Consider the following 15284-nt stretch of genomic DNA (forward strand, 5'->3'; position numbering starts at 1 on the left):
TAACCTATTTTCATTAGGTTAAAACCGTCTTTTTGCTTTTACAGGGGGAAAAAACATGTTGACGTATGAAACGTGGGAAGAAAATGTTGTTTCGTTTTCGGAAGAAGATGAAACAAAAGGCGCGTTATCAGTATTAAATTGGGCTTATAAAGAATATAAAGATGAGGTTGTCTACGCATGTAGCTTTGGGGTGGAAGGTATGGTATTGCTGCACATTATAAACCAAGTAAATCCATCTGCTAAAGTTGTATTTTTGGATACAAATGTTCATTTTCAAGAAACGTATGAATTAATTCAAAAAGTGCGGGAACGATTTCCTTCATTGAATATTATAGAAAAACAGCCAGAACTTACACTTGATGAACAGGCGAAGTTGCATGGTGAAAAACTGTGGGAGAGCAATCCGAATCTTTGTTGTAAGATTAGAAAAATTTTACCTTTAGAAAAATCATTAGTCGTGGAAAAAGCATGGATATCGGGCTTAAGAAGGGAACAATCAGAAACACGTAAGCATACAAAGTTTATAAATCAAGATCATCGTTTTCAATCTATTAAAGTTTGTCCACTCATTCATTGGACGTGGAAAGAAGTTTGGCGATATGTATACAAACATAGCTTGCCGTATAACCCGTTGCATGATGTTGGCTATCCAAGTATTGGGTGTGAGAAATGTACGTTACCTGTAGGGGATGGTGGCGATTCAAGAGATGGTAGATGGGCTGGAAAAGTGAAAACTGAATGTGGTCTTCATTACCAATAAGATGAATCTTGAAATAAAGCTAAGAGAGGATATAGAAAAATGAGCATAGTAAACGAATTAGTAAACCGTATAGATGAGACATATGACGTATCACAAATTGAAAAAGAAATTAAATTAGACAATATTGCGTTAAGTGATTTAGAACTATTGGCGATAGGTGGATATAGCCCCCTTACTGGTTTTTTAGGGAAGGAAGATTATGATTCAGTTGTAGAAACGCTTCGTTTAGCAAATGGTAGTGTGTGGAGTATACCGATTACATTACCGGTAACAGAAAAAGTCGCAGAAAGCCTGAAGACTGGAGAGGAAGTAAAGCTTGTCAACAACGGAAATATATACGGTGTCATTCAAATAGAAGATATTTTTGTACCAGATAAAGAAAAAGAAGCGTTACTTGTATATAAAACAACGGATGAGGCTCATCCAGGAGTGAAAAAATTATATGAACGACCAAACGTTTACGTTGGAGGAACTATTATTCTAACAAAACGCTTTGAAAATAATCAATTTCCTTCTTATCATTTAGACCCAATTGAAACGAGGGAAGCATTTAAAAAACGTGGGTGGAAAACAGTGGTCGGATTTCAAACGAGAAACCCGGTACATCGTGCCCATGAGTATATTCAAAAATCTGCTCTTGAAATTGTAGATGGTCTCTTTTTAAATCCGCTCGTCGGAGAAACGAAATCGGATGATATTCCTGCTGATGTAAGAATGGAAAGCTATGAAGTACTTCTTCAAAACTATTATCCGAAAAATCGTGTCTTTTTAAGTGTATTTCCTGCTGCCATGCGTTACGCAGGACCAAGGGAAGCGATATTTCATGCGTTAGTAAGAAAGAATTTTGGATGTACCCACTTTATAGTAGGGCGTGATCATGCTGGAGTAGGAGATTATTACGGAACGTATGAAGCGCAAGAAATCTTCACAAATTTTACGATAGAAGAGTTAGGAATTACACCACTATTCTTTGAACATAGTTTTTACTGCACGAAATGTGAAGCGATGGCTTCAACGAAAACATGTCCGCACGGAAAAGAAGATCATGTTATTTTATCGGGTACGAAAGTAAGAGAATTATTAAGAAACGGTGAGATTCCGCCAAGTACATTTAGTCGTAAAGAAGTAGTGGAAGTGCTAATTAAAGGTTTGAAAAAAGAAGTAGTAACAGAATAGGGAGAGAACGAGATGGATACGAATATTACTTGGCACACAGCTTCGGTTTCAAAAGATGAGAGAAGAGTGAAGAATGGACATCATAGTTTTGTAATTTGGTTTACTGGTTTATCAGCTTCGGGTAAATCTACAGTAGCGAATGCGGTCGCTCGTAAACTTTTTGAAAAGAATATTGGAAATTATGTGCTGGATGGGGATAACATTCGCCACGGTTTAAATAAAGACTTAGGATTTTCTGAAAGTGATCGCATGGAAAATATAAGACGTATTGGCGAAGTGGCAAAGTTATTTGTAGATCAAGGAGCAGTTGTCCTTACAGCATTTATTTCACCATTTCGAGTAGACCGCAAACAAGTAAGAGATTTATTAGAGGCAGATGAATTTATTGAAATTTTTGTGAAGTGTCCGATTGAACAGTGTGAGAAACGTGATCCGAAAGGACTTTATAAAAAGGCAAGGAAAGGTGATATTAAGGATTTCACAGGTATTGATTCGCCTTATGAAGAGCCAGAGCAAGCGGAATTAATTGTAGAAACGCACAAATATTCTATTGAAGAATGTGCAGAACAAATCGTGAAGTACTTACAAGAGCGTAGTTTTATATAGGGGGATAAACAATGAGTTATGAAAAAGTATGGGCTAACAATGAAAAATTAAATCAGACCGAGAAAAATAAATTAGAAAAAGATGGCTTAGAAATTTTCAATGATATTCCTTACTATGCGGAAAATGGTTTCAAATCTATTCCGAAAGAAGAGTGGGATGCCTTTAAATGGGCAGGCTTGTATTTACAAAGGCCGAAAGAAGCTGGTTATTTTATGATGCGGGTAAATATTCCGTCGGGGATTATTACAAATGCACAGGCAGAAGTACTTGCTTCTATCGCTGAAGATTATGGACGTGATGTAATAGATATTACGACGAGACAGGCGATTCAGTTTCACTGGTTAGAAATTCAGCAAATTCCAGATATTTTTAAAAGATTAGCAAGAGTTGGGTTATCTTCAGCGGGGGCTTGTGGTGATATAACGCGGAATATTACAGGTAATCCGCTTGCTGGCATTGATGCAAATGAACTATTCGATACAACGCATATTGTAAAAGAAGTATATGATTACTTCCAACATAATGAAGAGTTTTCTAACTTGCCACGCAAATTTAAAATGTCTATTAGTTCTAATATTTATAATTCAGCAAACGCAGAAATTAACTGTGTTGCATTTACGCCTGCAACGAAAGAAATAGATGGTGAGAAAAAAGTTGGTTTTCATATAAAAGTAGGTGGAGGATTATCAGCTCGACCGTATTTAGCTGATGAATTAGATGTATTCGTTTTACCAGAAGAAGTGAAGGCGGTGGCGATTGCAATTGCTACTATATTCCGTGATTTTGGATATCGTGAAAAACGTCATTTAGCTCGGTTGAAATTTCTTGTTGCGGACTGGGGAGCAGAGAAATTTAAAGAGAAACTAATAGAGTATACAGGGCCTTTACAAAGTAAAGGGGAAAGTGCACTCAAAGGATGGAATGCAGGCTATTTTTATGGTGTTCAAGACCAAAAACAAAAGGGATTAAAATATGTAGGTTTTAATGTACCGGTAGGTCGTTTACATGCAGAAGAAATGTTTGAGATTGCAAGAATTGCAAAGCGATATGGAAATGGACAAATTCGTACATGTAACTCGCAAAACTTCATTATTCCGAACGTTCCTCCGGAAAATGTAAAAGGATTACTTAGTGAACCGCTGTTTGAAGCGATATCTGCTAGCCCGAAATCATTTATTGGTCATGCGGTTTCATGTACCGGTATTGAATATTGTAATCTTGCACTAGTAGAAACGAAAGAAAGATTAAGAAAAATTGCAGAATACTTAGATACACAAATTGCACTCGATGTTCCAGTTCGAATTCATATGGTAGGCTGCCCGAATTCATGTGGTCAACGTCAAATTGCTGACATTGGGTTACAAGGGGTGAAAATGAAAACGAAGGAAAAAGGCATTGTTGAAGCGTTTGAAATATACGTAGGTGGAACATTGTTAGATGGCGGTGCCTACAATCAAAAGTTAAAAGGAAAAATAGATGGCGAGGATCTACCTGATGTACTCGCATCATTTATAAGTTATTTCAAAGAGAACAAATTACCAGCCGAAACATTTTATGATTTTGTAGGTCGTGTTGGTGTAGATACATTACAAATAGCGTTAAATAACGTGTTAGAAGAAGTAATAGCGTCTTAGGAGGGGCAATATGGATTTATATCGATTTGAAGCGGTATTAGTGAGTAGCATTGTTCCAATTGTTGTTGTTGCTGAAAGTGAAGAACAGGCATTTAAGATGGCGGAGATGGAGCTTGAAAAACATTTTTTACCGTTACCAGAGGTAAAGGAGATTGCTTTATTTGAAAAAAAGAAGATTCGAAAAAGCGCGGCCTTTGTTATTCATGAGTAAGGAACATTGAAATATGAAGAAATGAAAACTTCCATTCATATATAAGGATGGAAGTTTCACTTTAATAGTAGAAATGAGGAGAGATGATGGGGAAGGTTTATATTGTTGGAGCGGGTCCTGGTGATCCAGATTTAATTACTGTTAAAGGATTGAAATGTATTGAGAAGGCAGATGTTATTTTATACGACCGTCTTGTGAATAAAGAGCTGCTTTCACACGCAAAGCCTGACGCGGATTTGATTTATTGCGGGAAACTCCCGAATTATCACACGATGAAGCAAGAAACAATTAATATATTTCTTATTAAGTATGCGAAAAAAGGAAAAGTTGTAACAAGGCTTAAGGGCGGCGATCCATTTGTGTTTGGTAGAGGGGGAGAAGAAGCCGAAGCATTAGCAAAGCAAGGTGTACCATTTGAAATCGTCCCAGGTATTTCGTCTGGAATAGCCGCACCTGCTTATGCTGGTATTCCAGTGACGCACCGTGATGCAAGTGCAAGTTTTGCTATTGTGACTGGGCATAGGAAAGAAGGTGCTGAAGAAGAAGTGAAATGGGAAAGTTTAGCGAAAGGTGTAGAGACTTTAGCGGTATATATGGGGGTTAGTAATTTGCTCTACATATGTGAGCAACTTATGAAGCATGGAAAAGATAAAAGTACGCCAGCTGCTATTATTGAGCAGGGGACGACGTCTATGCAGCGCACAGTTGTTGGAACGTTAGGGACAATTGTAGATGTTGCGAAAAAAGAGCAAATTCAAAATCCGAGCATGATTGTAATTGGAGAAGTTGTCCGTTTTAGAGAAAAAATTCATTGGTTTGAGAAGCAGACAGAAAATGCTTATCAAGTAAGTGGAGTGTTGTAAAATGAAAGCCGTTTTATATATATGTCATGGAAGTCGTTTGAAGACAGCGAAAGAAGAGGCGATTCAATTTATTACATCGTGTATGAGCCGTATAGAAGCGACTATTCAAGAAGTTTGTTTTTTAGAGTTAGCGAATCCTTCTATTGAAGATGGTTTTCGTACATGTGTGAAGCGTGGGGCCACAGAGATTATTGCTATCCCTGTTTTTTTATTAGCGGCAGGTCATGTGAAGAAAGATATTCCGTTTGAATTGGTAAAGCTCAAGAATCAATATCCAAATGTTAAAGTGACTTATGGTAATCCGTTTGGTGTATCAGAAACACTTGTTAAATCGGTGTATAGCGGAAGTGGCATCGAACAGGAAGATAAAAATGAAGTGACGTTACTTCTCGTTGCAAGAGGGAGTAGTGATCCTGAAGTATTAAGAGATATAAACTGGATTGCTTCTTTATTTCAAACAAAAGAGAAGGTTAAAAAAGTAGAAGTTTGTTATTTAGCGGCTGCAGAGCCAAAATTTGAGGAGAAGTTAAAGGAAGTTGTAGAACGAAAAGAAAAGAACATCGTTGTACTGCCTTACTTGTTATTTACAGGTTTACTTATGAAACATATTGAGAAAGAAGTGCGCCAATATGAATTGGAAGAGATAAAAATCAGTCCATATTTAGGGAAGAATGAAGCGTTTCAAGATATGTTAATTCAGAAAACGACGGAGTTATTGAAAGGAGATCAGTATGTATCCACTTACAGTGCGAGTTAATGAGAAACGCGTTGTTGTTATTGGCGGGGGAAAAGTTGCAGGATTTAAAATTATTCCTTTACTCAAACAGGGTGCGGATATAGTTGTGATAAGTCCAGAATTAGATGCGAATTTAGTAAAACTTGTGGAAGAAAAGAAAATTCGTTGGTATCAAAGAGAATATGAAAAAAGTGATATTAAAAGTGCTTTTTTAGTTGTTGCAGCAAGTAGTGATTCGATATTAAATGAACAAGTTGCTGAAGATGCCGCCGAGAATCAATTAGTAAATGTTATTACAAATCCGGAAAGTGGTAATGTTCATTTTCCGGCAGCGATTCATCGTGGTTTGCTTAATATAGCAGTTTCTACTGGGGGAGCGAGCCCGAAGTTTGCAAAAAAAATTCGAGATGAGATTGCAAATAAATATGATGAGACATATGAATCGTATTTAGATTTTTTATATGAAGTAAGGGTGAAGTTAAAAGATTTACAGTTAGAAAAGAGGGAACGAAATATATTGCTCCAAGAAGTGTTGAAATCAGTATATGTGCAAAACGAGGGGAAAAGAGAAAGTTTTTTACGAGAATTAGAGGAAAAGGTTTTAAAATAATAAAAGATAAAGTGCGCTTTACAAATATAAAAATATAATTTATAATCACAAGTAACTTCAATAGATGAAATCGATGAGCAAGAAGAGTACGTATATTTGATGCGTTCAGAGAGCCGGGGTTAGGTGGGAGCCTGGTACGATAAAATATACAGAATGGGCTTGCGAGAGGTATGTTGAACATTGTAGTAGGCAACCCGGGTTCCGCCGTTAAAAGGATAGAGTATCGGAATTATTCCTGTACTTGAACAAGTGGGATTTATCAATCCAATTGAGGTGGTACCACGGTATTTACATTACATATATCGTCCTCTACATGCATATTTGCGTGTAGGGGACTTTTTTATTTTCTAAAGGAGGTGTGCGAGTATGAAATGAAAGTGTATAATTAACAAAAGTTTAAATATTCAGAAAAGGAGATTTTATGATGAAAGAAACACAGCAATGGACGTCGAAAATAGGCTTTGTACTCGCAGCAGCCGGAGCCGCAGTAGGTCTTGGTGCGATATGGAAATTTCCATATGTTGCAGGTAATGGCGGGGGAGGCGCATTCTTCCTTGTATTTTTACTATTAACTTTATTTATAGGTATGCCTCTTCTAATAGCGGAGTTTGTTATTGGACGTAGCACGCAAAAAGAGGCGGTTACAGCTTATAAAGTACTAGTGCCAAATAGCAAATTATATCCTTGGATTGGTCGTATGGGAGTTGTTACTTGTTTTAGTGTACTATCTTTTTATAGTGTTGTAGGTGGATGGATTTTACTTTATTTATATTATAGTGTGACAGGAAGTTTCTGGAATGGAGTAGCTGATTATGGACAATTGTTCGGTGAAACGATTTCCAATCCATTAAGTGCGATTGGAGCGCAATTTATCTTTATGCTTTGTACGATTTTTGTTGTAAGTAAAGGTGTAGAGAAAGGTATAGAAAAGGCAAGTAAGTACATGATGCCGCTATTATTTATTTTATTTATTGCGATTATTGTTCGTGCGTTAACACTCGATGGTGCTTTTGCTGGAGTAGAGTTCTTCTTAAAGCCAGATTTTTCAAAGCTTACAGCAGATACGATTTTATATGCGATGGGACAATCTTTCTTCTCGCTAACAGTAGGTGCCTCAGTAATGGTAACGTATAGTTCGTATTTAAAGAAAGAGGAACATTTAGCGAAATCAGCAACATCTATTGTAAGTTTAACTGTTTTTGTTACAGTACTTGCAGGATTAGCGATTTTCCCGGCGATTTTCGCATTAGGAGTTAAACCGACTGAAGGACCAGGATTACTGTTTATCGTCCTTCCAGCAGTATTTGCAAAAATACCATTTGGTCAATTTTTCTTTATTATGTTTTTAATTTTATTCTTCTTTGCGACTTTAACATCAGCAATTTCAATGCTTGAAATAGTAGTAGCATCTGTTGCGAAAGGTAATGAGAAGAAGCGTCCATCAGCATCATTATTAATTGGTATTCTTATTTTTGCAGTCGGTATTCCATCAGCGTTATCATTTGGGATTATGAGTGACGTGAAAATATTTGGGAAAACATTCTTTGATTTAGTCGACTTTTCAGTAAGTAACGTATTGCTACCGTTAGGGGTACTAGCTATTTCATTATTTGTACCAAATAAAATGAGTAAAGAATTGTTGATGAAAGAATTAGAAGTGACGGAAACGAAAGGGGAAACGTTATTTAACATTTGGTTCTTCTTACTTCGTTATGTTATTCCGATAACTGTAATAATTGTATTTTTAAATGCGATAGGTGTATTTAAAATGTTTGCATAAAAAAAGGCGGGGAGCTCCCGTCTTTTTTATGTTGTTGAATGTAATAGATGTTTATATGCTTTATAGGCTGTGGTGACTGCGAGGAATGAACCGATTAAAAATAAAACTGAGCCGCCAAATGTAAATATCCGGCTGATATATGTCGCTCTAGCTTCTTCTATTTTTTGTTGTAATTGCGTATTCATATGGATCACCTCGTAAACTAGAGGCATTTAGTTATAGTCTATGTAGAATGCCTATATTGTGTGAAGTATAAATAAAAAAAACTCGGTAGGCACCGAGGTTTTTTATAATCCGATATAAGGAGATGGGTCAACTGCGTTTGTCTTGCCGACATTCCATTCTCCAAGATGGAGTTCGAAGTGTAAATGTTGTCCGTATGATTGGCCCGTATTCCCCATAAATCCAAGCTGATCGCCTTGTTTTACAGTTTGTCCATTCGATACAGAACGGCTATTCATATGAGCATATACTGTCGTATATGTTTTTCCGTTTATACGGTGAGATAAATACACTACGTTTCCATAACTAGATGATAATTCTGAGCGAATAACAACGCCATCTGCAGCAGCGATAATTGGAACCGTTCCCGAAGCAGCGATGTCAATTCCTTTATGGTTATCTAAAGAACGTACACCAAATCCGGAAGTTTTTGATCCGGCTGCTGGTTTGATAAAGCCACCGATATTTGTATCATGTGGTGTTTGGGCTGCTTGAGCTTTTTGAGCAGATTTAGTAGCTTGTTGCTTGCGAGCCTCTTCTGCCTGGCGAGCTTCTTCCGCTTTACGAGCTTCTTCGGCACGTTTTTCTTCTTCAATTGCTCTTTGAACAGCTTGACGTTGATTTTCTAAAATGCCTTTGGATTCTTCTAATCCTTCAATCTCTGAATCTACTTTTGCTACTTTCGTATGTAGATCGTTAATAAGGGTTTGTTGCTGTTGTTGGTTATTTTGTAATTCTTGCTGTTTTTGTTCTAGTTTTTGTTCAGATTCTTTCAGTTGTTGTTCTTTTTTCTCAACAGCTTCTTTTTCTGTTGTTACAGCATTTTGATCAGATGTTTGTTTTTTTACAATATCTGTATCGTTGTTTAATATTAAACTTACGGAGTACATATTATCAACAAGATCAGCAATGTTTGTAGAGTTTGTTAATACTTCTGTAATGATATTTGTACGCGGTTTTTCTTGCATAGATTGTAATCGTTGTTTAATAACTTCCTGACGTGTATCTATATTTGTTTGTAATTGTTCTATATGTTTCTTTTTATCAGTAATTACTTGTTGCGTTTTGCTAATTTCCTTTTTTGTATCGTTTAATTCAGCCTCATTTTTATTAATAGAAGTAGTTAATTCATCGATTTTCTTCTGTAATTCTTGAATTTCTTTTTCTATTTGTTCTTTCTCGACTGATTTATTTTGTAAGTCACTTTGTTTGCCTTCTAATTCAGATTGAATATTAGATAATTTATCTTGATTCGTTTCAGCGTATACGGGTGAAAGTAACGGGGAAGCAAAAATCGTTCCTGCTGCTAAAACACTAAACGCTGCAAATTTCTTTTTCATTGTTGTCTGACTCCTTTCCCTATGAATGTTATATATCATAAGAAGAAGGGTGTCTATCGTTGTAATCATAATGTAAAGAAAAATTTATAAAATTGCTAAGTTTTGTCGGAATTTATCATTTTTCAACTGTAATTGTCATAGTGCTTACATTTTATTCATATGTGTAAAAAAGGTATATTTTGGGATTTATCTGTAAAATAAAGGAGGAAAGTAATCGTTTTTATGAGATGAGATATTGCTTGGAAAGCTAATAAAACACTAGTGAGGAATCGTTCTCATGTTAGGTTTTCTGACATAGGTCTGCTTTTTGTCAAGAAAATTATTTGTGTTCGGGCAAAGTTATTTTGTTGTCAGATTTAAATTTTTGATTTATGATTTTTAACAGGGACAAAATGTAGTGAATTGTCGAATAATATGTAATACTCTTAATTTCAAGTTTTATAGAGATAGAATGAGAGATAGAGTGACACATCGAAGAGGGGGTTACAACAAATATGAAAAGAATAGGACTTGCATGGCAAATATTAATAGGACTTGCACTTGGTATTGCGGTTGGGGCGATTTTCTTTGATAATCCAGCTGTTGTGAAGTACTTACAACCAATTGGTGATATTTTTATCCGATTAATTAAAATGATCGTTGTACCGATTGTTGTAGCAAGCATTGTTGTTGGGGTTGCTGGTGTTGGCGATGTTAAAAAACTAGGTCGACTAGGCGGAAAAACAATTATTTACTTTGAAATTATTACAACAATTGCAATTATTGTTGGTCTATTAATAGCGAATATTTTCCAACCAGGAAAAGGCGTAAATATGGAGCAGTTAACAAAGACAGATATTTCGAAATATACACATACGACAGAGCAAGTACAAAGTCATTCATTTGCAGATACATTTGTAAATATTGTTCCAACGAACATTATGAAGTCATTAGCTGACGGAGATATGCTTGCTATTATCTTCTTCTCTGTACTATTTGGTTTAGGTGTAGCGGCAATTGGTGAAAGAGGAAGACCAGTTCTTCAATTTTTCCAAGGTGTAGCTGACGCAATGTTTTACGTAACAAACCAAGTTATGAAATTTGCACCATTTGGTGTGTTTGCACTAATTGGTGTTACAGTTTCTACATTTGGTCTTGCTTCATTAATTCCATTAGGGAAATTACTAATTGTCGTATATGGAGCAATGATTTTCTTCGTAGTAGTTGTCTTAGGACTTACAGCGAAAATATTTGGAATTAATATTTTCCAATTCTTTAAGATTTTAAAAGACGAGCTGATTTTAGCGTATTCTACAGCAAGCTCAGAAACAGTTTTACCAAAAATCATGGAGAAAATGGAGAAATTCGGTTGTCCGAAAGCAATTACATCTTTCGTTATTCCGACAGGTTATTCATTTAACTTAGATGGATCAACTTTATATCAAGCAATTGCGGCTATTTTCTTAGCGCAAATGTACGGTATTGATTTATCTATTACACAACAAATTACATTATTGCTTGTATTAATGGTTACATCAAAAGGTATCGCAGGTGTACCGGGCGTATCATTCGTTGTATTATTAGCGACACTTGGTACAGTAGGTATTCCACCTGAAGGCTTAGCGTTCATTGCTGGTATTGACCGTATTTTAGATATGGCTCGTACAGCAGTTAACGTTGTAGGAAACTCTTTAGCAGCTGTAGTTATGTCTAAGTGGGAAGGTCAATATGACGCTGAAAAAGGACAAGCTTATTTAAAAGAGATTTCTGAAAAGGGTCAAGCGGCTTAATTATAATATGAACAAGCTCTCACATAATATGTGGGAGCTTTTCTGTATATAGAAGAGGAGCAGACATAATGAAACGTAAATATGGTGACGGTTCTTCGTGGAAGAGGCTAATAGAGAAGGGTTATACGGTTAAGCAAGTGGAAGAGGGGATGCTCGGAATACTGGATATAAAAAAGGTGAGGAAGCCTAGTTGTAAAGAATATGATGGTGAAGAACTTTGTATTGCAGCGGATCAGTATATGTGGATTCAATATTTCATAGACGGGAAAAACTTTGCGATTACCGCTATGTTAGATGATCAGAAAAAATTAGTGCAATATTATATCGATGTGGCGAAAGAATATAAAATAGACGATCGTGGTTTACCTTATTTTGATGATTTATATTTAGATGTAGTATTATTATCTAGCGGTAAGGTGTATGTATTAGATGAAGAGGAGCTAGAGGATGCTTATAAAAGTGGCGATGTCACGAAGGAAGAGTATGAGTTAGCTTGGTACACTACGAAATGGATATTAGCTGCAATAAAAAATAGTGAATTTTATTGGATTTCAATATTAGAAGAAGAAATCGAAAAGTTAAAATGATTGTTGTATTCACATTTTTGTATAATTACCAAAAAAATCTATACAAAAAACAATTGACTTTTGTTTTGTAAGCGAGTAAAGTTAGGAAAGAAATTATTATTAAAAAATAAATATGAAACCTTCTTATAAAGAGAGGCGGAGGGACTGGCCCTACGATGCCTCGGCAGCGGACTCGATTTCAGAGTGCTGTGCCAAATCCAGCAAGCGTGTGCTTGAAAGATGAGAAGAGCGTTTCTTATAGATGTATAAGACCTCTTCTCATTGGAAGAGGTCTTTTGTTATTCATTAGAAAAAGGTTGAAACTAGGGAGAGATGGTACTTTGAAAGAAACGAGAGGAAATGGTTTAGCTTTATTACCACTTGGGATATTTTTGGCGCTATTTATTGGTTCTGGAATTATTACAGGTGATTTCTATAAATTGCCGATACTTGTAGCGATTTCAATTGCTGTAGGAGTCGCTTTAGTGATGAATCGTAAAGAAAGTTTTAATGTGAAAGTCGAGCGGTTCGCTAAAGGTGCAGGAAATCCGGATATTATGATTATGGTATTAATTTTTGTGCTTGCAGGTGCATTTTCTGAAACTGCTAAAGGAATGGGCGGAGTAGACTCAACTGTTAATTTAGCGTTAACTATTTTACCGCCAGGATTTATCATAGCTGGAATCTTTGTTATTGCTGCGTTTATTTCATTAGCGATGGGAACTTCAATGGGAACAATTGCAGCATTAGCACCGATTGCTGTAGGTATTAGTGGTCAAACTGATATCTCAATTGCGCTTGCGATGGCTACTGTTGTTGGCGGAGCGATGTTTGGTGATAATTTATCATTTATTTCAGATACAACAATCGCAGCTGTTCGTTCACAAGGAACAGAAATGAAAGATAAGTTTAAAACGAACTTTTTAATTGTATTACCAGCAGCTATTATCACAATTGTACTATTAGTAATAGTTACTTCAGGAAGTGATACGCAGGTTAAAGCGCATAGCTTTGATTGGATAAAGATTTTACCGTATGCAGGAGTACTTATTACAGCGCTACTTGGCTGGAATGTACTTATTGTATTAACTGGTGGAACTGTACTATCTGGTGTTATCGGTCTTATAGATGGAAGTTACACGTTAGAAAGTTTCTTTAAAAGTGTAACGACTGGAATGGGCGGTATGATGGAGTTAGTATTACTTGCTATATTAATTGGCGGTATGGTTGAATTAATCCAATATAATGGTGGTATTCAATATTTAATGAATGTATTAACACGTAATATTCGTTCGAAAAAAGGAGCGGAATTTGGTATTGCTGGTTTAGTGAGTATGACAAATATGTGTACAGCGAATAATACGATTTCAATTATCTTTACAGGCCCGCTTGCAAAAAATATTGCAGATCAATATGAAATAGACCCTCGTAAATCAGCGAGTGTATTAGATCTTTTCTCATGTTGTGTGCAAGGATTAATTCCGTACGGTGCCCAAATGTTAACGGCAGCAGGATTTGCAGCGTTATCTCCAGTTGAATTGTTACCATATGCATTTTATCCAATCTTAGTTGGAGTATGTGGGATTGTTTCTATTTTAATTGGGTTTCCAAGGTTTTCGAAAGTAGCTGAGAAAAAAAAGTATCATAAAACAGCTTAATTTAATATGAATGTTAGTAATTAAAAAAACGTGCAGAGAATAGACTCTGCACGTTTTTTTGCGTAAAGGGCTGAATATGACTCGGTCTTAAGTCTGAGTTAAAAACGGTTCTTAAGCTCGTTATGGAAAGATGAAAAAATAGTTAAGATAAGAGTATCAAATCGAAGGGAGGCAAGCACAAGATGAAACAATTTCTAGCGTTTATCGCAGCCGGTATTTTGGCTTTAATTGCTCTTGGTAGTCTTGCTGGTATTGTAGGGTTCGCAATCGGAGCAGGAGTTGTATATTGGAGCTATAAATCATTTGTGCGAGCTAAATCATTTTTTGGAAAGTTAGCTTGGGGTATTGTTGGTTTAATCGGTTTATCCATTGCACTTTCTCATTCGCCAGCATTAATTGGTATCGCTGCTTTAGTGGTTTTATATTACGGATACCGTGAGTGGAAAAAAGAAAAAGATGTAGTTGTTGAATCTGCTCCAGAAAGTTCTAAACCATATAGCAACTTTGAAGATGAGTGGAACAAATTAATGAAAAATTAAAACAATAAATCAAATTACAAATAAAGTAGAAGAGAGGAAGATTTATAATGAAACAATCTTTATTCGGACGTGTACGCGATGCAATTTTAGCTGATTTTCATAACGTGTTAGATGAGAAGGAAAGAAAAAATCCAATTGCGATGTTAAACCAATATTTACGTGATAGTGAGCGCGAAATAACAAAAATTGAGAAGTTAATTGAGCGTCATAAAACATTAAAATCTAACTTTGCTCGTGAGCTTGAGCAAGCGCGTTATTTCGTTAATAAAAGATCAAAGCAAGCTATCATTGCTCAAGAAGCAGGCGAATTGCAATTGCATGAACGTGCTTTAGAAGAGGTAGCTTATTATGAAGGGCAAGTAACTCGATTAGAAGAAATGTATGCAGGTGTTGTAGAGCAAATTGATGAGTTAGAGCGTCGTCTTTCTGAAATGAAAAATAAGTTAAAAGAAATGCACGCAAAGCGTATGGAACTAATGGCACGTGAAAATATGGCACATGCAAATCGTCGTATGAATACTGCGATGCATAAAATGGATGAAAATAATCCGTTCTTACGATTTGAAGAAATTGAAGATCACATTCGTGACTTAGAAACTCGTATGAATGAAGAGCATGAGCGTGACACATTTGATATGAAAATTGCAAAACTTGAGCGTGAAATGAAAGAAAAGAATGATATATCGTTAACGAAAGAGTTAACAAAATAATAGTAGTATATTATAAAACAGGCTTATGATATAGTGATAGGAGAAAAGGTGTTGGAAAGCAATGCCTTTTCTTCTATGTATATGTGACAAGAAGGGGGGAGCTG

The 15284-nt window shown here is 36.0% G+C and carries 16 protein-coding genes, 1 riboswitch and 1 other annotated feature; of the genes, 14 read left to right on the forward strand and 2 right to left on the reverse strand.

Features of this window, described 5'->3' with window-relative positions:
- Positions 1 to 55: 55 nt before the first annotated feature.
- The 9 genes from AXW78_RS06880 to AXW78_RS06920 all read left to right on the forward strand — a co-directional run bounded on the left by AXW78_RS06880 (position 56) and on the right by AXW78_RS06920 (position 8376).
- The gene (locus AXW78_RS06880) at positions 56 to 760 is read left to right on the forward strand and encodes a phosphoadenylyl-sulfate reductase (protein WP_000959020.1); all 705 of its coding nucleotides are present in this window, start codon (positions 56 to 58) and stop codon (positions 758 to 760) included.
- 39 nt (positions 761 to 799) lie between these two features.
- A complete protein-coding gene (gene sat / locus AXW78_RS06885; protein ID WP_000029487.1) occupies positions 800 to 1936 on the forward strand; it encodes a sulfate adenylyltransferase in 1137 nt (378 codons plus the stop codon).
- Between the two features lie 12 nt (positions 1937 to 1948).
- The gene (cysC, locus tag AXW78_RS06890) at positions 1949 to 2542 is read left to right on the forward strand and encodes an adenylyl-sulfate kinase (RefSeq protein ID WP_000380505.1); all 594 of its coding nucleotides are present in this window, start codon (positions 1949 to 1951) and stop codon (positions 2540 to 2542) included.
- Positions 2543 to 2553: 11 nt separating this feature from the next.
- A complete protein-coding gene (locus AXW78_RS06895; RefSeq protein WP_000119626.1) occupies positions 2554 to 4176 on the forward strand; it encodes a nitrite/sulfite reductase in 1623 nt (540 codons plus the stop codon).
- Between the two features lie 10 nt (positions 4177 to 4186).
- On the forward strand, positions 4187 to 4387 hold the full coding sequence (locus AXW78_RS06900; protein ID WP_000366922.1) for a DUF3906 family protein: 201 nt from the start codon (positions 4187 to 4189) through the stop codon (positions 4385 to 4387).
- Between the two features lie 86 nt (positions 4388 to 4473).
- Complete coding sequence (gene cobA / locus AXW78_RS06905; protein WP_000521254.1) at positions 4474 to 5250, forward strand: uroporphyrinogen-III C-methyltransferase; 777 nt, start codon at positions 4474 to 4476, stop codon at positions 5248 to 5250.
- 1 nt (position 5251) lies between these two features.
- Positions 5252 to 6007 (forward strand): sirohydrochlorin chelatase, encoded by a 756-nt coding sequence (locus AXW78_RS06910; protein WP_000648889.1) that lies wholly within the window; start codon positions 5252 to 5254, stop codon positions 6005 to 6007.
- The gene (locus AXW78_RS06915; RefSeq protein WP_061883925.1) at positions 5982 to 6596 is read left to right on the forward strand and encodes an NAD(P)-binding protein; all 615 of its coding nucleotides are present in this window, start codon (positions 5982 to 5984) and stop codon (positions 6594 to 6596) included. The genes AXW78_RS06910 and AXW78_RS06915 overlap by 26 nt, the downstream gene beginning before the upstream one ends.
- A 64-nt stretch (positions 6597 to 6660) precedes the next feature.
- Positions 6661 to 6909 (forward strand) — a binding site (T-box leader).
- A gap of 111 nt (positions 6910 to 7020) precedes the next feature.
- Positions 7021 to 8376 carry a sodium-dependent transporter gene (locus tag AXW78_RS06920; protein ID WP_000665432.1) on the forward strand — a complete coding sequence of 452 codons (1356 nt, stop codon included), beginning with the start codon at positions 7021 to 7023 and terminating at the stop codon, positions 8374 to 8376.
- A 26-nt stretch (positions 8377 to 8402) separates the two neighbouring features.
- Here AXW78_RS06920 and AXW78_RS34300 read toward each other — a convergent pair whose 3' ends face one another.
- Complete coding sequence (locus AXW78_RS34300) at positions 8403 to 8561, reverse strand: hypothetical protein (protein ID WP_001095998.1); 159 nt, start codon at positions 8559 to 8561, stop codon at positions 8403 to 8405.
- 102 nt (positions 8562 to 8663) lie between these two features.
- Positions 8664 to 9938, reverse strand: a complete 1275-nt coding sequence (locus AXW78_RS06925) for a murein hydrolase activator EnvC family protein (protein ID WP_061883926.1) — start codon at positions 9936 to 9938, stop codon at positions 8664 to 8666.
- Between the two features lie 494 nt (positions 9939 to 10432).
- On the opposite strand from AXW78_RS06925, the gene gltP reads away from it, so the two are divergent.
- From gltP to AXW78_RS06950, 5 genes are all read left to right on the forward strand, one after another.
- Entirely contained in the window at positions 10433 to 11707 is a 1275-nt protein-coding gene (gene gltP / locus AXW78_RS06930; protein WP_000821126.1) for a glutamate/aspartate:proton symporter GltP, read from the forward strand.
- Positions 11708 to 11775: 68 nt separating this feature from the next.
- Positions 11776 to 12294, forward strand: coding sequence for a ribonuclease FAU-1 family protein (locus AXW78_RS06935; protein ID WP_000824650.1), 519 nt, complete (start codon positions 11776 to 11778; stop codon positions 12292 to 12294).
- A 120-nt stretch (positions 12295 to 12414) separates the two neighbouring features.
- A riboswitch (SAM riboswitch) is annotated at positions 12415 to 12520 on the forward strand.
- A 94-nt stretch (positions 12521 to 12614) separates the two neighbouring features.
- On the forward strand, positions 12615 to 13931 hold the full coding sequence (locus AXW78_RS06940; RefSeq protein WP_000665488.1) for a Na+/H+ antiporter NhaC family protein: 1317 nt from the start codon (positions 12615 to 12617) through the stop codon (positions 13929 to 13931).
- 182 nt (positions 13932 to 14113) lie between these two features.
- Positions 14114 to 14470, forward strand: a complete 357-nt coding sequence (locus AXW78_RS06945) for a lmo0954 family membrane protein (protein ID WP_000808640.1) — start codon at positions 14114 to 14116, stop codon at positions 14468 to 14470.
- A 47-nt stretch (positions 14471 to 14517) separates the two neighbouring features.
- The gene (locus tag AXW78_RS06950; RefSeq protein WP_000814126.1) at positions 14518 to 15180 is read left to right on the forward strand and encodes a PspA/IM30 family protein; all 663 of its coding nucleotides are present in this window, start codon (positions 14518 to 14520) and stop codon (positions 15178 to 15180) included.
- Positions 15181 to 15284 lie beyond the last annotated feature (104 nt).

It is taken from the genome of Bacillus thuringiensis (genome assembly GCF_001595725.1).
GTDB classification, from domain to species: Bacteria; Bacillota; Bacilli; order Bacillales; family Bacillaceae_G; genus Bacillus_A; species Bacillus_A thuringiensis_K.

Excerpts from the sequence above, each read along its gene's own strand:
- AXW78_RS06880 (WP_000959020.1), top strand. The coding sequence starts at position 56 with ATGTTGACGTATGAAACGTGGGAAGAAAATGTTGTTTCGTTTTCGGAA.
- sat (WP_000029487.1), top strand. The coding sequence starts at position 800 with ATGAGCATAGTAAACGAATTAGTAAACCGTATAGATGAGACATATGAC.
- cysC (WP_000380505.1), top strand. The coding sequence starts at position 1,949 with ATGGATACGAATATTACTTGGCACACAGCTTCGGTTTCAAAAGATGAG.
- AXW78_RS06895 (WP_000119626.1), top strand. The coding sequence starts at position 2,554 with ATGAGTTATGAAAAAGTATGGGCTAACAATGAAAAATTAAATCAGACC.
- AXW78_RS06900 (WP_000366922.1), top strand. The coding sequence starts at position 4,187 with ATGGATTTATATCGATTTGAAGCGGTATTAGTGAGTAGCATTGTTCCA.
- cobA (WP_000521254.1), top strand. The coding sequence starts at position 4,474 with ATGGGGAAGGTTTATATTGTTGGAGCGGGTCCTGGTGATCCAGATTTA.
- AXW78_RS06910 (WP_000648889.1), top strand. The coding sequence starts at position 5,252 with ATGAAAGCCGTTTTATATATATGTCATGGAAGTCGTTTGAAGACAGCG.
- AXW78_RS06915 (WP_061883925.1), top strand. The coding sequence starts at position 5,982 with ATGTATCCACTTACAGTGCGAGTTAATGAGAAACGCGTTGTTGTTATT.
- AXW78_RS06920 (WP_000665432.1), top strand. The coding sequence starts at position 7,021 with ATGAAAGAAACACAGCAATGGACGTCGAAAATAGGCTTTGTACTCGCA.
- AXW78_RS34300 (WP_001095998.1), bottom strand. The coding sequence starts at position 8,561 with ATGAATACGCAATTACAACAAAAAATAGAAGAAGCTAGAGCGACATAT.
- AXW78_RS06925 (WP_061883926.1), bottom strand. The coding sequence starts at position 9,938 with ATGAAAAAGAAATTTGCAGCGTTTAGTGTTTTAGCAGCAGGAACGATT.
- gltP (WP_000821126.1), top strand. The coding sequence starts at position 10,433 with ATGAAAAGAATAGGACTTGCATGGCAAATATTAATAGGACTTGCACTT.
- AXW78_RS06935 (WP_000824650.1), top strand. The coding sequence starts at position 11,776 with ATGAAACGTAAATATGGTGACGGTTCTTCGTGGAAGAGGCTAATAGAG.
- AXW78_RS06945 (WP_000808640.1), top strand. The coding sequence starts at position 14,114 with ATGAAACAATTTCTAGCGTTTATCGCAGCCGGTATTTTGGCTTTAATT.
- AXW78_RS06950 (WP_000814126.1), top strand. The coding sequence starts at position 14,518 with ATGAAACAATCTTTATTCGGACGTGTACGCGATGCAATTTTAGCTGAT.